The sequence below is a fragment of the Burkholderia sp. 10_S31 genome, from assembly GCF_056930375.1.
On record NZ_JBXOWK010000001.1, the window covers coordinates 2870504 to 2890496 of the forward strand.

A 19993-nucleotide genomic window follows, 5' to 3' on the forward strand; every position below is an offset into this window, starting at 1 on the left:
GCGGCGGTCTCGCTCCGATTTGACTGACTTTCAAAGGACGACATCTTGAACCATCTGCATTCGACCGACACCCTGCTCGCTCACGAAGGCCGCTCGCACGGCCAGCCCGGCTCGCCGGTGAACCCGCCCGTGTATCGCCAGTCGACGCTGCTCTTTCACGGCACCGACGCGCTCGACGCGGTGCGCGGCACGCCGCTCGCATACGGACGTCACGGCAGCCCGACCACGCGGGCGCTCGAGAAGGCGCTCGCGCGCCTCGAAGGCGCGCACACTGCGCTGCTCACGCCGAGCGGGCTCAGCGCGATCACGACCGCGCTGCTCGCGGTGCTGAATCCCGGCGACCACTTGCTGATGGCCGATTCGGTGTACGACCCGACCCGCTCGTTCTGCGACGAGACGCTCGCGCGCCTCGGCATCGAGACGACGTACTACGATCCGTCGATCGGCGCCGGCATCGCGTCGCTGATGCGGCCGAACACGCGCGCGGTCTTTACCGAATCGCCGGGCTCGCTGACCTTCGAGGTGCAGGACATCCCCGCGATCTGTCGCGTCGCGCACCAGCACGGCGCGGTCGTGCTGCTCGACAACACGTGGGGCACGCCGCTGAACTTCCGCTCGTTCTCGCACGGCGTCGACGTGTCGATTCACGCGGCGACCAAATACATCGCCGGACACTCCGACGTGCTGATGGGCGTGATCCTGACGACCGAAGCGCTCGCGCAGAAAGTCACGCGTTGCTACCGGCAGCTCGGCATGACCGTCAGCGGCGACGATGCGTATCTCGCGCTGCGTGGCCTGCGCACGCTGTCGGTGCGCCTCGAGCGCCACCAGCGCAACGCGCACGTGCTGACCGAATGGCTCGCGCGACAGCCCGAAGTCGCGCAGATCCTGTATCCGGCGCGGCCAGGCGATGCCGGCCACGCACTGTGGCAGCGCGATTTCACGGGTGCATGCGGATTGTTCGGCCTGGTGCTGCAGCCGCAGCCCGACGAAGCGGTACGCGCGCTGCTCGACGGCATGACGTGCTTCGGGATGGGCTACAGCTGGGGCGGCTTCGAAAGCCTGATCATCCCGTCGAATCCGTCGCGCCACCGTACCGCGACGCAATGGCAGGCGGCCGGCCCGCTGCTGCGCATTCACGCGGGGCTCGAGCATCCGGACGACATGATTGCCGACCTCGACGCCGGTTTCGCCAGGATGCGCGCCGCCGTGGCCGCACTCGCGGAAGCCTGAAATCGGTCGACGCCAGCCGCGTCATCCCGCGCTCCCCTTTTTTTCAACGTTCGACCACCACTGATAGCGAGGCCATCATGAAAGACACGCTGTTCATTCTCCGTCCGGGCTTTTTCAAGGACTCCGAAGGTCCGTTCTACTGCGGCGACTCGGTTGCCGTCGAAGGGCTGCTGAGTTTCTATCCGCAACTGCGCGACGCCGTCGCGGTCGAGTATATCGACGCACCGCGGCCGCGCCAGCCGATCGTCGCGCTGATCGGCGAGGACAACCAGTCCGCGCCGGTGCTCGTGCTCGGTGATGCGCAGACGCCGAAGGACGACGCGGTCGCGATTCGCGAACACAACGGCCGTCGCTTCATCGATTCGCCGGCCGATATCCGGCGCTATCTGTCCTCGCAATACGGCGTCGCGCACGTCGCGTAAGCATGCCGGCGCCCGCTGTCGACGGGCGCCGCCGAACGGGACGCGCGGCCGGCGCGGCCCGTTCGCCGCTTCCGGTCCGCACGTCGCCACGCGCGCCATGTACTCGGCCACGCGGACTCACCGCTACCGATGATCGGCCCGGGCACCCCGCCCCCGGCCGGACGACCTTCAACGCAACACGACACCGGATGCCGGCACGCACCGGAGCCCGCCGCGGCCCGCGTCAGCCGGGCGAACTGCCGGCAGGCGCGAACGCGAATGCAGCCGGTTCGGACGGCACGTGGCGCGCGAGCCACAATGCGGCCTCGGTCCGGTTGCTCACGCCGATCTGGCGAAACAGCGCGTACAGATGGTTCTTGATCGTGCCTTCCGCGACGTTCAGCACGCGGCAGATCTGCTTGTTCGACTTGCCTTCGGCCAGCAGCCGCAGCACGTCGCGCTGGCGCGGCGTGAGGCGTTCGAACGCGCGATCGTCGCCAGCGGGCACACCGCCCGGGCGCGCCTGCGTCGCGCCGCCGTCGTTCGGCGGCACATAGATCGCGCCGGCCGCGACCCGGCCGAGCGCGTCCGCGAACTCGTCGGCGCTCGCATGCCGGTCGATGATGCCGGCCGCCCCTGCCAGCAGCGCATCGGCGATCGTGCGGCGGCACACGGCGGCCACCACGCACAGCCACGGCGCGCCGGCAAACGTCTCGTGCAGCAGGTGCGGCCAGCTCGGCCGCGCGGCGTGCTCGTCGCATTCGATCGTGATCGCCTCGACCGTCTCGGGCAGCAACGCGTCGCGCAAGCGCAAAACGTCCTCGGGACAGCGGGCCGACCACACATGCCAGTTGACATCGCGTTTACACAGTACGTCCGCCACGCCCGCGACGAACAACGGCGGGCTATCGATCATCAGAACGTTCATTGCGCGGTTTCCTCGAAATCGGGATGCTCGGTTTAGGTTTTTTTGCTTCCCTACCCGGCGTTTTTTTTACCGCTGTTTTCCGCACCGCGCACTAGGCCCGTCGCTCCGTGACGAATGGCCTAATTCGTCCACGCCGGACCCCGCCACGCATGCCGATGCCCGTCGCGGGCCGGCCCGGGCCGCCGGTCGTGACGGACGTCATATTTGGTAAACGTCTTCAATTTCCTAACGTGAATAACGACAGCGAATTTCCGTTGTCTTCGACACGAAGAGGAGTTTATTCATGGACGCGAATTTCATCGGTTCAGTGATTAACGCTTTACCCATGGACCAAATGATCGCCGGCCCGTTAAAAGCGATGATCAGCGCGCAGACGCAGGCTGCGAAGAGCTACGCGGATTTCCTGATGCAGGTCTGCATCCAGGGCGGCAAGGCGGTGGCCGTCCAGTTCGACTACGACGAGACGCTGGTCGACGAAAGCGGCGTATCGAAGGGTGTCGTGCAGAAGACCATGCGCATTCCGCTGCTCGCGGCGATCGTCCACCCGATCATCGCGATCGAGGAAGGCACGATCGACTTCGAGATGGAGATCACGCAGTCGGAGAAGTCGTCGTCGTCGACCGAGGCCGGCGGCGAATTCCAGGCGAAGCTCGGCTGGGGGCCGATCAGCGTGAGTGTGTCGGGGCGCGTGTCGCACAAGGCGGAGCAAACGCGCAGCACCGATACGCGCGCGAAATACTCGATCCATACGCAGGTGAAGCGCCAGTCGCCGCCCGAAGCGCTGATGCGCGTGATCGACTTCCTGACCGAAGCCGCGACCAAGCCGGTCGTCACCGAAGGCAACGCGAAGGACGTGAAGCCGCTGCCGGCGACGCCGACCGACGGCAAGCTGGTCGGCGATGCGTCCGGGTCGGACGCCAAGGCCGCCGCGTCTGCCGCCGGTGCCGGTGCGGATGCCCAGCAGCCGGCGCACGCGTAAGCGCGCGGGCCGGCCATGTTCAGGCTCTTCAGGCGGTCACGCCGCGCGGGCGGCGGCGGGCACGACGACGGGGACGCGCGTCCGGGCGGCGGCAACCCCCGGCAGGAACCAGACGGGCCGGTCCCGCCGACGGCCGCGCCGGCAGCGGGCAACGCCGGCGCGAGCGCGGATGCCGCCGCACCGGCGGCGATAGCCGCGGATCCGGCGCGCCGCGTGTCGCCGGATGGCGCTGGCGGGCCGGCCGGCGCCGCATCGGGCACGAGCGACACGCCGGGCGCCGAGCCCGACGCGTCCGCCGGCAGCTTGCCGCCCGCGCCTCCCGCCCCACCGGCGCCCCCGGCCCCTCCGCCCGGCGCGCCGGCCGACGATACGCGCCCGCCGCCGCGCGGCATCGCGCTCGACGAGATCGCACGCGGGATGCAGCATGCCGCCGCCGCCGCGAACCAGTTGCTCGCGCACCAGTACACGGCCGTGCTCGACCAGTTCTTCGACCTGCGCGACGACGGCCTGCTCGCACCGCGCGAGGTCACGGTCGCGCTCGACGCGGAGCACACGATGCCGGTGCCGCTCGTCGCGCTCGCCACGCCCCGCGGGCTCGCGCTCGACCGGATGGTCGTGCACCTGACCGTGCGCGGCGACTTCACCGAGGCGCTGCCGGCCGGCGGCGTCGCGGGTAACGACGACCAGCGCGGCCGCTTCTACGTGACGTTCGCGCCGCGTTCCGGGAAAAAGGACGCGCAGGGGACCACGCGGCAACGCGACACCGAGCACATCGACATCGAAATGCAGTTCGCGGCGCTGCCGCCGCCCGAAGCGATCATGCGCGTGATCGACGAATACACGCATCACCTGGTGCCGCGCGCACGGCCGGGCAGCAAGGAGAACGACGATGGCGACCCAGCCTGAACGCACCGGCGCGCAAGGCATCGCGCTGATCAAGCAGTTCGAGGGGCTGCGGCTCTCGCGCTATCTCGATGCGGTCGGCAAGCCGACGATCGGCTACGGGCACCTGATCCTGCCCAACGAGCGCTTCACGCGGACGCTTACGCCGGCCGAGGCGGAGGCGCTGCTGCGGCGCGACCTGCGCGGCGCCGAGCTGAACCTGCGCAAGCTGCTGCACGTGCCGGTCACACAGCAGCAATTCGATGCGCTGATGTCGTTCGTCTTCAATCTCGGCGCGGGACGGCTGCGCTCGTCCACGCTGCTGCGCTACCTGAACGCCGGCGCGAGCGCGCGCGCGGCCGACCAGTTCCTCGTCTGGAACAAGGCCGGCGGCAAGCCGCTCGCGGGGCTCACGAAGCGCCGCCGTGCCGAACGTGCGCTGTTTCTGTCATGAGCGCCGTGACGCCGCACCGGCCGAACGTCACGGGTCGCCGCGCATGTCGTTCGCGCCATTTCGCATGACGTCGGCTGCCCGTAAGCTGAAACCGTCGCTGAAATCTTGCCGCACCTGATCCGTTCCAATCATTCGTCATTTGCCACTCGTCACGACAGGAGTCCCGCATGAACGTCATTCGCTCGCCAGGCCCCACGATGCCGCCGCGCCTCGTCGTCTCGCATGCGACGCGCCGCACGCCGGGCGCCGCCTGCGTCGCCGTCGCCACCGCGGCAACGGCCGCGCCGCACGCCCTCGTTGCCGCCGCCCCGTTGCCCGCCTATGCGGCGGACCTGCAGCGCACGTCGGGGGCGGGGTTGCCGCGCGACGCACGCGGCACGCCCGATCAGGAGCAAATGTCATGAACATCAAGCTCCGCTTCATCAATCGCTCGAACGACTGCGGCAACAGCGAGGTCGTGCTGTTCCAGCGCGACGTGATCCCCGATCTCGACGCATTCGCGATCGCGTGGAAGGTGATCCGCTATTGCGGACGCGACTGCTTTCATCCGTTCGACTACTCGACCGATATCGACGTCGCGCTCGGCGACGAGCACGGCAACTTCTCGCCGCGCGTCACGGCACCCGCCGGCGTGCGCTTCGTGGTCGACGCGCAGCCGACCGGACGCGGCCGGCTCGTGCCCGACCCGGCCGACGCGCCGGGCGGCGACATCGAGGTCGTCAACCGGATGCGGCGCGGCGCAGTGAACGTCAACGCGTTCAGCGCGGGCCGGCTGATCGCGGTGAAGGAAGCGGTCGTGCCCGGGCAAAAGGCAGTGTTCCGCTTCACGCCGGCGCTATGGATCGGCGTGGCGTCGCAGGTGCAGGAAAGCCGCGCGCTGCACGCGGCGGTGATGTCGAGCGCGAACACGCTGCTGCCGCTGGCGGGCGTGGCCGCGGCCGACATCGTGATGATGGGCGGCGGCACCGGCACCGACGCGCAGCCGTTCGCGTTCGTGCTCGAACACATCGTGCGCGCATAGCGTCGCCCGACACGGCTTGGACCGGCTTGACGGCACGGCTTCACGGCCGGGCCGGCGGGAAAGGTGTGCGGCAGACCGACTGCCGTTTTTTCAAACTCAAGGAGCAACGACGTGGATATCCAACTGAACCTGATCAACCGCTCGAACGACGCGAACAACTCGAGCGTCGTGATCTTCCAGAAGAACGTGGCGACCGACTTCGACGAACTCGCGATTGCTTGGAAGGTGATCCGCAATTGCGGCCAGGGCGACAACCATCCGTTCAAGTTCCCGATGACGATGAGCGTGAGCGCGAGCGATAGCTGGGGCAACTACATGCCGCAGCAAATCGCGGCGAACGGCCAGGTGTTCCAGGTCGTGCGCTCCAGCTCGGGCGACGTACTGCAGCTCGGCAGCGACCCGGGCGCGAGCTCCGAGGTGCAGGTACGCAACGACCTGCCGGCCGGCGCGATCAACGCGACGATCTACAAGGACGGCAACGCGCTCGCGCGCAAGACGTCCGTCGCGCCGGGCCAGAAGGCCGTGTTCCAGTTCAAGCCGACGATCTGGATCGGCGTCGCGTCGCAGATCGAACAGGGCGCGCTGATGAACTCCGCGGTGATCTCCGACATCAACACCGAACTGTCGCTGCTCGGCATCGCGAGCGCCGACATCGTGATGACCGGCGGCGGCCCGGGCCCGCGCTCGATGCCGTTCACGTTCCGGCTGGAAAACGTGGTGATGGCGTAACGGCCCGTGCGCCGGCGATGCACGGCCGGCGCCCACTCAATCAGTTATCCAAAGCAAAGCAAGGTGACTCATGGACATCAATCTCAACTTCGTCAACCTGTCGAACGACGTCAACAACAGCCAGATCGTGATCTTCCAGAAGAACGTGTCGACGGACTTCGACGAGCTCGCGATCGCGTGGAAGGTCATCACCAACTGCGGACGCGGCGACAATCATCCGTTCGTGTTCCCGATGCTGACGACCGTCTCCGCGAGCGATGCCGACGGCAACTACATGCCGCAAAAGCGCGCGGACAACGGACAGGTCTTCAACGTGTCGCGCTCGACATCGGGCAACGTGCTCGCGCTGGCCGGCGCGGCGCCGACGTCGCGCGAGATCCAGCTGCGCAACGACCTGAGCCAGGGGGCGATCACCGCGTCGGTCTTCAAGGACAACCGGCTGCTCGCCAACAAGACGGGTATCGTGCCGGGCCAGAAGGCCGTGTTCGAGTTCAAGCCGACGCTGTGGATCGGCACCGCGTCGCAGATCGAACAGGGCGCGGTGATGAATTCGGCCGTGCTGTCCGACATCAACACCGAACTGTCGCTGCTGGGGATCAAGAGCGCCGACATCGTGATGACGGGCGGCGGCGGCGGCACCACCGCGACCGCGTACCAGTTCCGGCTCGCCAACGTGGTGATGGGGTAAACGGCGCGCGCGCGACGGCGAACGGGTCGCGCCCGTCGCGTCGTCGCGCGGGCGCGGTGCGTGAATCAGCCCGCGCGCTGCACGGGCGCCATCTTCGAGAAGTACTTCGCACCCGCGACGCAGCCGACGACCACGACCGTCACGACGAGCATCGACGGCGGCACCGTCTCGTGCAGCAGCCCGGCCGCGAGCAGGAAGCCGAAGAACGGCTGCAGCAGCTGCAGCTGGCCGACGCCCGCGATCCCGCCGAGCGCGAGACCGCGATACCAGAACACGAAGCCGATCAGCATGCTGAACAGCGACACGTACGCGAGCCCCCACAGCGCGGCGGCGTCGACGCCGTCGAACGTCGCGGGCCACGTGAACCACGCGAGCGGCAGCATCACCGGCAGCGACAGCACGAGCGCCCACGAGATCACCTGCCAGCCGCCGAGCTGGCGCGACAGGCGCGCGCCTTCCGCATAGCCAAGCCCGCACGCGACGATCGCGGCCAGCATCAGCGCATCGCCCAGCACCGCCGCGCTGCCGCCGTTACGCAGCGCGAACGCGGCCACCGCGCCGCTGCCGACCAGCGAGAAGATCCAGAACGGCAGCCGCGGCCGTTCGCCGCCGCGCCAGACGCCGAATAGCGCGGTCGCGAGCGGCAGCAGCCCGACGAACACGATCGCATGCGCGGACGTCACGTGCTTGAGCGCGAGCGCGGTCAGCAGCGGAAAACCGACCACGACCCCGAGCGCGACGACGATGAGCGACGCGGTTTCCGCACGCGTCGGCCGTTTCTGCTTCAGCGCGACGAGCAGGCTCAGGCCGAGCACGCCGGCGATCGTCGCACGCGCGAACGTGAGGAACAGCGGGTCGAGCCCCTGCACCGCGACGCGCGTCGCCGGCAGCGAGCCACTGAAGATGATCACGCCCAGCAAGCCGCTGAGCCATCCGTCGGTCGTCTTTTGCACGGTAAATCCTGGTCGAAAAAAGGTGGATGACCGATGATCCGCCGCCCGCGAAAAGCGCGTAAGCTACAGCCCAATACAATTCGGACAAACTGTACTGGACAACTGGCCGTACAGTTCCTTCTCGCCATGAACCGCTCCGTGCCGAACCCCGCTCCGCCCGCGCCGTCGCGCACGCGCGTGGAAACCGTGATGGACACGCTGCGCGCGCGGATCGCGAGCCGCGCGCTGATGCCCGGCGCGCGCGTGCCGTCGATCCGGATGATGGCCGACGCGCTGCACGTATCGAAATCGACCGTCGTCGACGCCTACGAGCGGCTCGCGAGCGAAGGCGCGCTCGTCGCGCGGCGCGGCTCCGGCTTCTACGTATCGGGCCACGCACCGCCGCTTGCGCTCGGCGAACTCGGCCCGCGCCTCGATCGCGAACTCGATCCGCTGTGGCTGTCGCGCCAGGCGCTCGAAGCCGCGCCGAGTTCCGTGAAGCCCGGCTGCGGCTGGCTGCCGTCGTCGTGGCTGCCGGACGAGAGCCTGCGCCGCGCGCTGCGCGCGGTGTCGCGCGACGAACCCGACGCGCTGACCGACTACGCGACGCCGCTCGGGCTGCCCGCGCTGCGCCAGCAGCTCGCGTGGCGGCTCGCGCAGCACGGCGTCCATGCGGAACCCACGCAGATCATGCTGACCGACGGCGGCACGCATGCGCTCGATCTCGTGTGCCGGCTGCTGCTCGAGCCGGGCGACACCGTCGTGCTCGACGATCCGTGCTACTTCAACTTCCAGGCGCTGCTGCGCGCGCATCGCGCACGGATCGTCAGCGTGCCGTACACGCCGAACGGCCCCGATCTCGCGCGCTTCGAACAGGTGCTCGCCGAACACCGGCCGCGGCTCTACATCACCAACTCGGCGCTGCACAACCCGACCGGCGCAACGCTCGCGCCGCCGGTCGCGCACCGGCTGCTGACGCTGGCGGCCGAGCACGGCCTGCTGATCGTCGAGGACGACATCTTCGCGGATTTCGAGAGCACGCCCGCGCCGCGCCTGGCGGCATTCGACGGGCTGTCGCGCGTGGTATCGATCGGCAGTTTCTCGAAGACGCTGTCGGCCGCGATCCGGTGCGGCTATGTCGCCGCGCGCCCCGAATGGATCGATGCGCTCGTCGACCTGAAGCTCGCGACGTCGTTCGGCAATGCGCAGATCGGCGCGAACGTCGTGCATCGGCTGCTGGTCGACGGCACGTACCGGCGGCATCTCGACAGCCTGCGGGCGCTGCTGGCCGATGCGATGGGCGAAACGATCCGACGGCTCGCGCGCGCCGGACTCGGAATCTGGACGGAACCGCGCGGCGGCCTGTTCGTGTGGGCCGAGCTGCCCGACGGGCTCGATGCCGCACGCGTCGCACGCCATGCGCTCGACCATGATGTCGTGCTCGCGCCGGGCGATGTGTTCAGCGCATCGCACAGCGCGACATCGTTCATGCGCTTCAACGTGTCGCGCTGCAAGGGGCCGGCGGTGTTCGATGCGCTTGCTCGGGCGATGGAGGCGGCGCGCCGCGCCGCGCGCGATACCGAAGCGCCGCCGGAGGCGACGCAATCGCACTCGAACCGCGTCTCACTCGATGTCACCGGCCGAATCTGACATGATCAGGCGCTCCGGCGCGCTCGCCCGTGCTCCGCGCGACGCGACGTAGTACAGCAGGCCCGGCACGACGATGCCGACGATCCACGACACGTCGACGCCACCCAGCGCGTCGACCCACAGCCCGGTATAGAACCCCGTCGCGACAAACGGCATCTGCACGAGTACGCCGATCGCGTAGACAGCGATGCCCACGGCGTTCCAGCGGCCATACCGTCCGTCAGGGTCGAACAGCGCCGGCACGTCGTAATGTTCCCGGGTGACGCAGTAGTAGTCGACGAGATTGATCGCGCTCCACGGCGTGAAGAACACGAGCAGAAACAACAGGAACGACGAGAACGCTTTCAGGAAATCATGCTGCCCGGCCAGCGCGATGCCGCTCGATGCGGCGACGCTCAGCAGCACGAACGCGATGCGGGTACGCGGCGAGATCTCGCGCCGCCCACCGAAGCCGGTCAGGATCGCTGCGACCGACATCACGCTGCCATACGCGTTGAGCGTCGTAATCGTCAGCTTGCCCAGCGCGATCGTGAAATAAAGCACGGCCGCGATGGCGCCCGTCGCACCGAGGCCGACGATGAAGGCGACCTCGTGTCCCGAGAAGCGGTCACCGGCGAGCGCGGCGGCCAGCACGCCGAACGTCATCGACACCTGTGCACCGATCACGGTGCCGCAGAACACGGCGGCAAAGGTTTTCGCCGGCGACGTCGTGCGTGGCAGATAGCGGGAGTAGTCGGCGACGTAGGGTCCGTAGGCGATCTGCCACGACGCGGACAACGACACTGCAAGCAGGAACGATGCGAGCGTGAAGTGACGATTCGCCAGCAACGCTGCGAACGCGTGTCCTTGCAACAGGCTCGCGAACAGATACAGGAATGCGAGCGTGCCGACGATGCTCGATACGCGCCCCATCGCATGAATCGTTCGGTAGCCGAGGCCGGTGAGCAGAACGACGAGCGCGGAGAAGATCAGGATCGCGCTGGTATGGCCAACGTTCAACAGTTCCGCAATCGCCTGCCCGGCGAGTACCGTTCCGCCCGCAGAGAATCCGACATACATCACGCAAACGAGCATGAGTGGCACGATCGCGCCGTACACACCAAACTGCACGCGGCTGGAGACCATCTGCGGCAGCCCGAGCTGCGGCCCTTGTGCGCCGTGCAGCGCCATCACCGCGCCGCCGAGTACCTGGCCTGCCAGCAAGCCAACCAGCGACCAGAACACGTCGCCGCCGAGCACCACAGCCAGTGCTCCGACAACGACCGCCGTGACCTGCAGATTCGCGCCGAACCACAGGGTGAACTGACTGAACAGGTTGCCGTGGCGCTCGGCTTCGGGGATATAGTCGATCGAGCGGCGCTCGATCAGCGATGTATTGGCGACAGGTAAAGCGGTACGTTCCATGCTCGGCTCCTGACCGGTGGAAAACTGCGCTTGTGGGTCGCTCGGACCGCCGACATCGGGCCAGGTCGACGGCATGCGATGACATGCCCGCATGCTCGTCGACGACGGCCGGCCGGTGAAGCGGACACGGTCCTTCGCGGGGGTTGCGCGCCAGTCGCGACGACACGGCGTGCGTGCAGGATCGGTCGATCCTGACGATTACGGAAATCAGACCGACGCGGTCAGCGCCGGAACAAGCTCGTTCAGGTCGCCGACCAGGCCGTAATCGGCCACGCTGAAGATCGGCGCTTCCGGATCCTTGTTGATCGCGACGATCACCTTCGAATCCTTCATGCCGGCCAGATGCTGGATCGCACCCGAGATGCCGACCGCGATGTACAGCTGCGGTGCGACGATCTTGCCGGTCTGGCCGACCTGGTAGTCGTTCGGCACGTAGCCGGCATCGACTGCCGCGCGCGAGGCGCCCAGTGCTGCCGACAGCTTGTCCGCCAGCGGCTCCAGCACCTTCGTGTAGTTCTCGCCGCTGCCGAGGCCGCGGCCGCCCGACACGATGATGCTCGCCGACGTCAGCTCCGGACGGTCCAGTTTCGTCACTTCACGGCTCACGAACTGCGACTTGCCGGCGTCGGCTGCCGCTTCGATCTTCTCGACCGATGCGCTGCCGCCTTCCGCTGCAACCGGATCGAAGCCCGTCGCACGCACCGTGATCACCTTGATCGGATCGCTCGACTGCACTGTCGCGATCGCGTTACCCGCGTAGATCGGGCGCTCGAACGTGTCGGCCGAATCGACCGCCGTGATGTCCGAGATCTGCGCGACGTCCAGCTTCGCGGCGATACGCGGCGCGATGTTCTTGCCGTAGGCGGTGGCCGGCGCGAGGATGTGCGAGTAGTCCTTCGCGATGTTCAGCGCGGTCGCTTCGACGTTTTCCGCGAGGCCCGCTTCGAGCTGCGGCGCGTCGGCCAGCAGCACCTTCGAGACAACCGCGATCTTTGCTGCGGCGTCCGCTGCGCCCTGTGCGTTGTGGCCCGCGACCAGCACGTGGATGTCACCGCCAATCTTCGCCGCCGCTGCCACCGTGTTCAGCGTCGCGGCCTTGATCGACGCGTTGCCCCCCAAGGGGGCTTCCTTCGGGGCGTCGCACTCTGCAATCACCAGAATCGTCATTTCTTTGCGCTCCCTCTTACAGCACCTTGGCTTCGGTCTTCAGCTTCTCGACCAGCGTCTTCACGTCCGGCACCTTCACGCCGGCTGCGCGCTTCGGCGGCTCGACCACCTTCAGCGTCTTCAGACGCGGCGCGACGTCCACGCCCAGGTCTTCCGGCTTCACCGTTTCCAGCGGCTTCTTCTTCGCCTTCATGATGTTCGGCAGCGTCACGTAGCGCGGCTCGTTCAGGCGCAGGTCGGTGGTGACGACTGCGGGCAGTTGAAGCGACAGCGTTTCCGCGCCGCCGTCGACTTCGCGCGCAACGGTTGCACGGCCGTCGGCGATCGTCACCTTCGATGCGAACGTCGCTTGCGGCAGGTTGGCCAGCGCAGCCAGCATCTGGCCCGTCTGGTTCGAATCGTCGTCGATTGCCTGCTTGCCGAGGATCACCAGCTGCGGCTGCTCCTTGTCGACCAGCGCCTTCAGGATCTTCGCGACAGCCAGCGGCTCGACGCTGTCGCTCGACTCAACGAGGATCGCGCGATCCGCGCCGATCGCCAGCGCCGTACGCAGCGTTTCCTGCGCTTGCGCGACACCGACCGACACCGCGATCACTTCGGTCGCCACGCCAGCCTCCTTCAGGCGCACGGCTTCTTCCACCGCAATTTCGTCGAACGGGTTCATCGACATCTTCACGTTCGCGATGTCGACACCCGTGTTGTCCGACTTCACGCGGATCTTCACGTTGTAATCGACCACTCTTTTCACTGCCACCAGCATCTTCATCATTCGTCTCCTTGTTCGGTTGCATTTGCCGTCACGCAAGCATCGTGCGGGCAATCACCGTGCGCTGGATCTCCGACGATCCTTCGTAGATCCGCAGGATGCGTGCGTCCCGCACCAGTCGCTCGATCCGCATTTCGCGCGTGAAGCCGTACCCGCCATGAATCTGCAATGCAGCATCGGTCACGAACGCCACCATCTCCGACGCATACAGCTTCGCCATCGACGCCATGTCCGTAAACGGCTCGCCGGCTGCACGCCGCGCCGCGGCCTGCAGCGTCAGCAGCCATGCAGCCTCGAGTTGCGTCTTCATGTCGGCGAAGCGCCATTGCAGCCCCTGCTTGTGCGCGAGCGGCTCGCCGCCGACGTGACGCTGCTTCGCCCAGTCGATCGCATCGCCAAGTGCCGCCTCGGCAATACCGAGGCTCGTCGCCGCGACATCGAGACGGCTGTTGTCCAACACCTTCATCGCCGTGCGGAAACCGCTCCCCTCGTCGCCGAGCCGGTTCGACGCCGGCACCCTGCAGTCGAACGCAACCTCGTGCGCGGGTGCGCCGTGAATGCCCATCAGCTTTTCCGGTGACGACACCGACACGCCGGGCGTATCGCGATCGACGATGAATGCGCTGATTCCGCGCGTACCGAGTTCCGGTGCGGTTTTCGCATAGACGACGATGAATTGGGCGGCATCGGCATTCGAGATGAAATGCTTGACGCCACGAATGCGATAGTGGTCGCCGTCGCGGACGGCCTGCGTCGTCATGCCGGCCGGATTGGAGCCGGCCTGCGGTTCGGTCAGCGCGAATGCGCCCAGCTTCGCGCCGCTCGCGGCATCCGGCAGATAGCGGGCACGCAACGTGTCGTCGCCACCGATCAGCACGGAGTCGGTCGCCAGATAGTGGGCGCCGATCATCGACGAGGTCGCCGCGCACGCGCTCGCGATCTCGGCCAGCGACAGGATGATCGCGGCAGGTGACGCGCCAATTCCGCCCCAGCGCTCCGGCAGGTTCATCCCCATCACGCCGAGCTCGGCCAGCGCCGGCATATAGCGTGTCGTCGACGTTTCGTCACGATCGACTTGCGCGGCGTACGGTGCGAGTTCGGCTTGCGCGAAGCGGCGGATCGCGTCGGCGATTTCGAGGTCGGCGTCGCCGACGCCCAGTCGTTTAAGCATCGTTCATCTCCTGATGGGTTTCGGTTTGTCGTGCAGACTCGGCAGCGCCGGTGACGACCGTTTCGGCTGCCGCGTGAACGACGCCGGCCTTCACGAGTGCGGAGATAGCCGCATCGTCGAGACCAAGCACCCGTCCAAGCACCGCGCGCGTATGCTCGCCGAGCTGGGGTGCACGCGTCGTACGCGTGTCGGGATAGGCGGAAAATTTCAGCGGCTGGGCAGGCAACCGGATCGGCGAGCCGTCGGCCGCGACCGTATCGACGAGCAGGCGTCGCGTGCGCGCCTGTTCGCTTTCGAGCGCTTCCTGGATGTTCCGGATCGGCGCGACCGGAATGCCCGCCGCGCCAAGCATCTCGTTGACCTCGTCGACCGAACGCGTCGCGCTCCACTGCTCGATGCACGCACGCAATGCCGCCTCGTGTTCGCAACGCAATGTGTCGGACGCGAAACGCACATCGTCGACCAGCGTCGGATGGCCGATCGTGTCGGCAAGCAGGCCGAACAGTTTGTTGTTGAGTACCGCGACGATGAAATGTCCGTCCGCCGCACGATAGGCGCCGAACGGCGCGGAAGTCGGATGGCGGTTGCCGACACGCCGCGGCGCCACGCCGGTGGTCGCGTAACGCGCGACGAGCGCAGCGGTCAGGCTCATCGTCGCATCGAACATCGACACATCGACGTGCGTACCCTGACCAGTACGATCGCGTGCGACGAGCGCGGCAAGCACGCCCCATGATGCAAATATCCCGCTGACCACGTCGGATACGGAATCGCCGACGAGCGTCGGCTCACCATCCGGCGCGCCGGTCGCGTCCATCAGCCCGCACATCGCCTGCAGGATGATGTCGTACGCCGGCCGGCTCGATTCGGGGCCGGTCTGCCCGAAGCCCGATACGCTCGCATAGACCAGCGCCGGGTTGCGCGCCGACAGTGCCGCGTAGCCGATCCCGAGCCGATCGGCCACGCCGGGGCGGAAATTCTCGACGACGACATCCGCATCCGCGCACAGCGATTGCGCAAGCGCCCGTCCGTCAGCCGTCTTCATGTCGATCACGACACTGCGCTTGTTGCGATTCATCGCGCCGAACAGCCCGCTCTCGCCGTTCGCGAACGGGCCGATTGCGCGGTAGTCGTCGCCGGCGGGCGGCTCGATCTTGATCACGTCGGCGCCGAGGTCGCCGAGCAGTGCCGAACACAGCGGCCCCGCCAGCACCCGGGAAAAGTCGATCACGCGTATGCCGTCGAGCGGCAGCCTGGACATAGTCACGGCATCTTTCTCCTGAAGGTCGGGCCGAGTCGGCCGATGCGGTGATTCTGTTCGAGCAAGGCAATCAGATAAAATATCGGAATAAATTAACACCTATAAGATTTTCATATGGGTAGGTCCGACATGGCTCTGTCGCTGAGACTGCTTCGCTATTTCGTCGCGGCCGCGGAAGCGGGCAGCACGACCGCGGCCGCGCTCCGGCTCAACGTGTCGCAACCGTCGATATCGGTGGCGATCCGCGAACTCGAAGCGCTGTTCGACGATCCACTGTTCACGCGCGGCGCGGGCACGCGGATGACGCTCACGCATTTCGGCGAGCGCAAGCTGGCCGAGGCACGTCAGTTGCTTGCATCGGCGTCGGCGTTCGCGACGGACGATGTCGGCGACGAGCCGGGCGGCGTCGTGCAGATCGGCATCTTCAGCACGATCGCGCCGGTCTATTTGCCGCGCGTGCTCGAGCTCGCGCAGCAGCGTCATCCACGCCTCGAGATCCGCTTCGTCGAAGGTGATCTCGCGCAGCTCGACATGGCACTGCACAAGCAGCAGATCGACTTCGCACTGATGTACGACGTCGGCTTGCCCGAAGACATCGAGCGCGAGTGTCTCGCCGAATTGCGGCCCTATGCGCTCGTGCCGGCCGGGTCGGTACTTGCCAAGCGCAAGCGTGCGATTTCATTGCGCGATCTCGCCTCTCAGCCGTTCATCCTGATCGACCTGCCGCATAGCCGCGACTTCCTGATGGCGCCGTTCTGGCAATGTGGCCTGTCGCCGAATGTCCGCTATCGCGCGGTGTCGATCGAACTCGTACGCGCGATGGTCGCAAGCGGGCTCGGCGTGTCGCTGCTGATCACGCAAAGCCCGGCGGTCACGCGCTCGCCGCTCGTCGTTGAATGCCCGATCCGGGAGTCGACCGTGATCCAGCCGCTGGTGATCGCCCGACTCGCGCGTGCGGCGCGGACCCGCGCGTCGGAAATCGCGGCGACCTGCGTACGCGACGCGGTCGCGGATGCGATGCGCACGCGCACCGGGCTTTGAAACGGGACTGCCGGCTGAGCGGCGCAACGGCATCGCAGCCGAACGCCCCTGTCGCAAGGGCGACGCGAACCTCCACCGCATCGCCCGCCGGCCCCGGCCTACGCCTCGCCGGCGTGCGCCCTCGCCCGCACCTCGGCGAACGTCGTATCGACCAGCATCCGTCCCATGTCGAACACTGTTTCGAGCGCATCGTCCCACTCGCCTTCGAGCACACGATCGTCCCACGCGACCGGCAGCGTCGCCGTCCGGTACTCGCCCGTGCGCCGATTGCGCAGCAACGTCAGCCGCCCCTTCTTCGAGCGCTTGCCCTGATCGGTGACCGGATCCTTGCGAACGTCGTGCCACACGCCGTCGCGCCGGATCGCCGAGCACTTCATCGCGAAGCGCTGCGTATCGCGGTTCACCTGCTGCAGCAACGCGCCGCCCATCCCGAACACGACGTTGCCGGCCGCATAGCCCGCGTCGTCGAGCGCGATGAGGATCGCTTCGATCGACCGCTCGTCGACGCCGTCGCCCTGAATCACGCGCACGCGGTTCAGCACGCGCCGCCCCTTGCCGTTCACGGTCGAGCCGAACGATGCATCGAGTGCGCGCACAGTCTGCAGCACGATCGTCACCGGGTCGCCAGAGTCGGGGCGCACGACGAGCGTCGCGCCCGAATCGATCACTGCCTGGCGCAGCGGCCCACCCCACATTTCAAGTGCGGCGAACAGATCGTAGGAGTCCGACACGACTGAAACGATCGCCCCAGGCAGCCCGAAGCGGGCGATCATGTTCCGGTATGCGTCGGCTTCACGCGCGCGCCCCCACGACGTGATCGTGCTGTGCTCGGCCGCCGGCACCGAATACGCGGCCATCGGCTCGCGATAGAAGCGGTTCGCGGCCAGCACGCCGAGCACCGTGTCCGAACCCATGAAGCTGACGAGGTGCGCCGCGCCGCCGATCGCGGCCGACTCCGCGCTCGACACGCCGCGCGCGCCGAAGTCGTGCAGCTTGAACGGCAACTGCGCGAGATCGTCGTCGGTCCTCTCGAGAAAGCGGCGGATCGTCTGCCGCAGGTGCCAGCTGCGCGTCGCGACCGTCACCGGATACCACACGCGCAGCAGCATCGTCTCCAGATACGACGCGAGCCAGAATACCTTCGGGTCGTCGCATTCGACGGTCATCAGCACGTTGTGCACGGGCACGATCGAACCTTCGGGCACCGCGCGGATCTTCACGGGCAGATAGCCGTCGTAGCGCTCGACGACATGACGCCACCCGTCCTCGTTGAACGGCTCGCCGTGCGCCGCGAAGAAATCGCGCGCGTCGTCGATCATCGCGTGCGTGACTGGCCGGCACAGATATTCCTTCAGCAGCATCTGCAGGCCGAAGAACAGCGTGCGGTCGTAGCGGCCGCCGCGCGATTCGACGTACGAGAACATCGCCTGCGCGTCGGGCGGATATTGCAGGAAGTGGGAAGCCTTGTACGAATCCGTGTTGAGGATCGGATTGGCGAGAACCGCGGCAAAGCCGCCGAGATCGTTTTGCATGGCTAGAGCTCCTCTAGGCCGTTGAAGTGCCGCCGCGTCTGTCGCAGCGGACCGGAATCCGGGGAATCAGCGGATCACAGTTTCCCCAGGAAGTGATACGCGATCTCGAAGTGATCCTCGAACATCACGTTGCGCATCTGCGCGAATTCGTTGAGCGGCACCCAGCGCGCCTTGTCGGCGTCGTCGCTGCCCTTCACGCGCGGCAATTCGCCCGTCGGGAAGTTGAACAGGCACGCGTGCGTGATCGTGCGGCCGCGCAGCGAGCGCGTCGGATGATCGAACACCTGGCGATCCTTGATCGAGCCGCGCAGCACGGGCTCCGGCAGCTTCAGGCCGGTCTCCTCGCGCAGTTCGCGAATGCACGCAGCATCGAGCCGTTCGTCCTGCTCGACGAACCCGCCCGGCAGCGCCCACAGGCCGCGGCCCGGTTCGCTGCGTCGGCGCACGAGCAGGATATGGCCCGAGTGCACGACCACCGCGTCAACCGTCACGAACGTGACCGGATACGGTGCAGCCGACCATGCCTTGCGATAGCCCGCAATGAATTCGGCTTCGGCCTTCAGCTGCGCGAATTCCGGCTGCGTGCGGAAACGCTCGAGCCAGCCGAACACGGGTTCCGGCACCGCCCATTGCACGAAGCTGTTGGTGCGTTCAGCGAAATACTGGTCGCGGATTTCGGTCGCGGAAATGTCCTCGGTCGCATCGACGTCGACAAGCTCCCATTGCGGGAACATCCGCAGGTAATACGAGGTGGCGTCCTTCTCGTGGCCGATCAACCCGACCTTGCGCTGCGCGACGTCGCCGAGCGCGGCGGCCACGGCATCCTGCACCCAGCGCACCCAGTCGCCGTCGTTGTACGTCGAATCCTGCACCGGCGCGATCGTCACGCGCTCGCGCTCGGACGCATCGAGCAGCGAAGCCAGCATCTGGCGGCGCTCGTCGAACGAGAACGGATCCTTGATGGTGCGGGGCTTGTCGGTCGAGCCGATCAGCACGCACACGCGTTCGGCCCGGCTCAGTGCCGACTTCAGCACGTTCAGGTGACCACGATGCGGAGGCTGGAAACGACCAATGAAAACGAGCGCGTCGAAGCGCCGGTTCTGTTGCGTACTCATGAGGCTCCCTCAAGAGATTGAAACGCTTCGGGTCTTTCCCGAAGGTATGGAATCGATCGTAGGGGAATTCCCCGAGAAGGTCAATCGAGCACCGGCTCGACTTGACGAAGTCTGAAGAATTGCGCGGCGCAGGCGGGTTACACTCGATTTCATTCCAATCCGCGCCGTTGCGCCCGCCATCATGAGGATCTCTGTCAGCCGGATCGTCGGCGTCGATCGCAGACGCCTCTTCACGTGGTCGCAGGACTACGCGCGGCGGCTCGTGTGGGACAGCTTCCTCGCCGACGCCTATCTGCCCGACGGGATGACGGCCGACGTCGGCGTCGACGCGTTCTGCCGCAGCCAGTCGGGCGCGACGATGGTGTCGCGCTACATCTCGTACCGTCCACCGCAGGTCGCGGCCGTCGAAATGGTCGACGGGCCGAAGGTGCTCGAGCGCTTCAGCGGCAGTTGGAACTTCACCGAGCGCACGCCGGGCACGACCGAAGTGAAGTTCACGTATCACTTCCGCGCGCAGCCGGCGTGGCTGCGCTGGCTGCTCGAACCGCTGATCGGCGCGTTCTATCTCGTGCAGACACGCCGGCGTCTCGACTCGTTCAAGCGCTGGGCCGAAGCCGAAGCGTTGCCGCACTGAGCGTC

The 19993-nt window shown here is 67.0% G+C and carries 21 protein-coding genes; 12 read left to right on the forward strand and 9 right to left on the reverse strand.

Annotated features, from left to right (window positions below):
• The first annotated feature begins 45 nt into the window (after window positions 1–45).
• A complete protein-coding gene (metC, locus tag AC1Z3W_RS12860; protein ID WP_175825613.1) occupies window positions 46–1233 on the forward strand; it encodes a cystathionine beta-lyase in 1188 nt (395 codons plus the stop codon).
• Window positions 1234–1310: 77 nt separating this feature from the next.
• Window positions 1311–1655 (forward strand): DUF3088 domain-containing protein, encoded by a 345-nt coding sequence (locus AC1Z3W_RS12865; RefSeq protein WP_057928877.1) that lies wholly within the window; start codon window positions 1311–1313, stop codon window positions 1653–1655.
• Between the two features lie 223 nt (window positions 1656–1878).
• Here AC1Z3W_RS12865 and AC1Z3W_RS12870 read toward each other — a convergent pair whose 3' ends face one another.
• Entirely contained in the window at window positions 1879–2562 is a 684-nt protein-coding gene (locus tag AC1Z3W_RS12870) for a helix-turn-helix transcriptional regulator (RefSeq protein ID WP_057928878.1), read from the reverse strand.
• Window positions 2563–2845: 283 nt separating this feature from the next.
• Here AC1Z3W_RS12870 and AC1Z3W_RS12875 point away from each other — a divergent pair, with 283 nt between their 5' ends.
• The 7 genes from AC1Z3W_RS12875 to AC1Z3W_RS12905 all read left to right on the forward strand — a co-directional run bounded on the left by AC1Z3W_RS12875 (window position 2846) and on the right by AC1Z3W_RS12905 (window position 7315).
• Entirely contained in the window at window positions 2846–3541 is a 696-nt protein-coding gene (locus tag AC1Z3W_RS12875; RefSeq protein WP_057928879.1) for a DUF2589 domain-containing protein, read from the forward strand.
• 213 nt (window positions 3542–3754) lie between these two features.
• Entirely contained in the window at window positions 3755–4447 is a 693-nt protein-coding gene (locus AC1Z3W_RS12880; RefSeq protein WP_260428304.1) for a DUF2589 domain-containing protein, read from the forward strand.
• A complete protein-coding gene (locus AC1Z3W_RS12885) occupies window positions 4431–4877 on the forward strand; it encodes a lysozyme (RefSeq protein WP_483507708.1) in 447 nt (148 codons plus the stop codon). Before AC1Z3W_RS12880 ends, AC1Z3W_RS12885 begins: the two co-directional genes overlap by 17 nt.
• A 167-nt stretch (window positions 4878–5044) precedes the next feature.
• A complete protein-coding gene (locus AC1Z3W_RS12890; RefSeq protein ID WP_057929400.1) occupies window positions 5045–5281 on the forward strand; it encodes a hypothetical protein in 237 nt (78 codons plus the stop codon).
• The gene (locus AC1Z3W_RS12895) at window positions 5278–5898 is read left to right on the forward strand and encodes a hypothetical protein (RefSeq protein WP_057929401.1); all 621 of its coding nucleotides are present in this window, start codon (window positions 5278–5280) and stop codon (window positions 5896–5898) included. Before AC1Z3W_RS12890 ends, AC1Z3W_RS12895 begins: the two co-directional genes overlap by 4 nt.
• Before the next feature lie 111 nt (window positions 5899–6009).
• The gene (locus AC1Z3W_RS12900) at window positions 6010–6627 is read left to right on the forward strand and encodes a hypothetical protein (RefSeq protein ID WP_057929402.1); all 618 of its coding nucleotides are present in this window, start codon (window positions 6010–6012) and stop codon (window positions 6625–6627) included.
• 70 nt (window positions 6628–6697) lie between these two features.
• Window positions 6698–7315, forward strand: a complete 618-nt coding sequence (locus AC1Z3W_RS12905; RefSeq protein WP_057929403.1) for a hypothetical protein — start codon at window positions 6698–6700, stop codon at window positions 7313–7315.
• A gap of 65 nt (window positions 7316–7380) precedes the next feature.
• Here AC1Z3W_RS12905 and AC1Z3W_RS12910 read toward each other — a convergent pair whose 3' ends face one another.
• Entirely contained in the window at window positions 7381–8268 is an 888-nt protein-coding gene (locus tag AC1Z3W_RS12910; RefSeq protein WP_483507709.1) for a DMT family transporter, read from the reverse strand.
• 126 nt (window positions 8269–8394) lie between these two features.
• Here AC1Z3W_RS12910 and AC1Z3W_RS12915 point away from each other — a divergent pair, with 126 nt between their 5' ends.
• Window positions 8395–9897: an aminotransferase-like domain-containing protein gene (locus AC1Z3W_RS12915; RefSeq protein WP_483507710.1), complete on the forward strand. Its 1503-nt coding sequence runs from the start codon at window positions 8395–8397 to the stop codon at window positions 9895–9897.
• On the opposite strand, the gene AC1Z3W_RS12920 is transcribed toward AC1Z3W_RS12915, so the two are convergent.
• The 5 genes from AC1Z3W_RS12920 to AC1Z3W_RS12940 form a co-directional block, all read right to left on the reverse strand.
• Window positions 9871–11301, reverse strand: a complete 1431-nt coding sequence (locus tag AC1Z3W_RS12920) for a purine-cytosine permease family protein (protein ID WP_483507711.1) — start codon at window positions 11299–11301, stop codon at window positions 9871–9873. The two genes, AC1Z3W_RS12915 and AC1Z3W_RS12920, sit on opposite strands and share 27 nt — an antisense overlap.
• A 207-nt stretch (window positions 11302–11508) precedes the next feature.
• Window positions 11509–12468 (reverse strand): electron transfer flavoprotein subunit alpha/FixB family protein, encoded by a 960-nt coding sequence (locus AC1Z3W_RS12925; RefSeq protein ID WP_057929407.1) that lies wholly within the window; start codon window positions 12466–12468, stop codon window positions 11509–11511.
• A 16-nt stretch (window positions 12469–12484) separates the two neighbouring features.
• Window positions 12485–13234, reverse strand: a complete 750-nt coding sequence (locus AC1Z3W_RS12930) for an electron transfer flavoprotein subunit beta/FixA family protein (protein ID WP_057929456.1) — start codon at window positions 13232–13234, stop codon at window positions 12485–12487.
• A 31-nt stretch (window positions 13235–13265) separates the two neighbouring features.
• A complete protein-coding gene (locus tag AC1Z3W_RS12935) occupies window positions 13266–14405 on the reverse strand; it encodes an acyl-CoA dehydrogenase family protein (protein WP_175825589.1) in 1140 nt (379 codons plus the stop codon).
• Window positions 14398–15666, reverse strand: coding sequence for a CaiB/BaiF CoA transferase family protein (locus AC1Z3W_RS12940; protein WP_483507857.1), 1269 nt, complete (start codon window positions 15664–15666; stop codon window positions 14398–14400). Before AC1Z3W_RS12940 ends, AC1Z3W_RS12935 begins: the two co-directional genes overlap by 8 nt.
• 129 nt (window positions 15667–15795) lie before the next feature.
• Here AC1Z3W_RS12940 and AC1Z3W_RS12945 point away from each other — a divergent pair, with 129 nt between their 5' ends.
• A complete protein-coding gene (locus AC1Z3W_RS12945; protein ID WP_057929409.1) occupies window positions 15796–16707 on the forward strand; it encodes a LysR family transcriptional regulator in 912 nt (303 codons plus the stop codon).
• A 98-nt stretch (window positions 16708–16805) separates the two neighbouring features.
• Here AC1Z3W_RS12945 and AC1Z3W_RS12950 read toward each other — a convergent pair whose 3' ends face one another.
• Together AC1Z3W_RS12950 and AC1Z3W_RS12955 are read right to left on the reverse strand one after the other, a co-directional pair.
• Entirely contained in the window at window positions 16806–18239 is a 1434-nt protein-coding gene (locus AC1Z3W_RS12950) for a nicotinate phosphoribosyltransferase (RefSeq protein WP_483507712.1), read from the reverse strand.
• A gap of 74 nt (window positions 18240–18313) precedes the next feature.
• A complete protein-coding gene (locus AC1Z3W_RS12955; protein WP_483507713.1) occupies window positions 18314–19354 on the reverse strand; it encodes a bifunctional nicotinamide-nucleotide adenylyltransferase/Nudix hydroxylase in 1041 nt (346 codons plus the stop codon).
• Window positions 19355–19535: 181 nt separating this feature from the next.
• Between AC1Z3W_RS12955 and AC1Z3W_RS12960 the strand changes: the two genes are divergently transcribed.
• A complete protein-coding gene (locus AC1Z3W_RS12960) occupies window positions 19536–19988 on the forward strand; it encodes a type II toxin-antitoxin system RatA family toxin (protein WP_057929413.1) in 453 nt (150 codons plus the stop codon).
• Window positions 19989–19993 lie beyond the last annotated feature (5 nt).

Coding starts and splice junctions, on each gene's coding strand:
- AC1Z3W_RS12895 (WP_057929401.1), top strand. CDS start 5,278: ATGAACATCAAGCTCCGCTTCATCAATCGCTCGAACGACTGCGGCAAC.
- AC1Z3W_RS12955 (WP_483507713.1), bottom strand. CDS start 19,354: ATGAGTACGCAACAGAACCGGCGCTTCGACGCGCTCGTTTTCATTGGT.
- AC1Z3W_RS12935 (WP_175825589.1), bottom strand. CDS start 14,405: ATGCTTAAACGACTGGGCGTCGGCGACGCCGACCTCGAAATCGCCGAC.
- AC1Z3W_RS12875 (WP_057928879.1), top strand. CDS start 2,846: ATGGACGCGAATTTCATCGGTTCAGTGATTAACGCTTTACCCATGGAC.
- AC1Z3W_RS12960 (WP_057929413.1), top strand. CDS start 19,536: ATGAGGATCTCTGTCAGCCGGATCGTCGGCGTCGATCGCAGACGCCTC.
- AC1Z3W_RS12920 (WP_483507711.1), bottom strand. CDS start 11,301: ATGGAACGTACCGCTTTACCTGTCGCCAATACATCGCTGATCGAGCGC.
- AC1Z3W_RS12905 (WP_057929403.1), top strand. CDS start 6,698: ATGGACATCAATCTCAACTTCGTCAACCTGTCGAACGACGTCAACAAC.
- AC1Z3W_RS12930 (WP_057929456.1), bottom strand. CDS start 13,234: ATGAAGATGCTGGTGGCAGTGAAAAGAGTGGTCGATTACAACGTGAAG.
- AC1Z3W_RS12915 (WP_483507710.1), top strand. CDS start 8,395: ATGAACCGCTCCGTGCCGAACCCCGCTCCGCCCGCGCCGTCGCGCACG.
- AC1Z3W_RS12950 (WP_483507712.1), bottom strand. CDS start 18,239: ATGCAAAACGATCTCGGCGGCTTTGCCGCGGTTCTCGCCAATCCGATC.
- AC1Z3W_RS12945 (WP_057929409.1), top strand. CDS start 15,796: ATGGCTCTGTCGCTGAGACTGCTTCGCTATTTCGTCGCGGCCGCGGAA.
- AC1Z3W_RS12925 (WP_057929407.1), bottom strand. CDS start 12,468: ATGACGATTCTGGTGATTGCAGAGTGCGACGCCCCGAAGGAAGCCCCC.
- AC1Z3W_RS12940 (WP_483507857.1), bottom strand. CDS start 15,666: ATGTCCAGGCTGCCGCTCGACGGCATACGCGTGATCGACTTTTCCCGG.
- AC1Z3W_RS12865 (WP_057928877.1), top strand. CDS start 1,311: ATGAAAGACACGCTGTTCATTCTCCGTCCGGGCTTTTTCAAGGACTCC.
- AC1Z3W_RS12870 (WP_057928878.1), bottom strand. CDS start 2,562: ATGAACGTTCTGATGATCGATAGCCCGCCGTTGTTCGTCGCGGGCGTG.
- AC1Z3W_RS12890 (WP_057929400.1), top strand. CDS start 5,045: ATGAACGTCATTCGCTCGCCAGGCCCCACGATGCCGCCGCGCCTCGTC.
- AC1Z3W_RS12885 (WP_483507708.1), top strand. CDS start 4,431: ATGGCGACCCAGCCTGAACGCACCGGCGCGCAAGGCATCGCGCTGATC.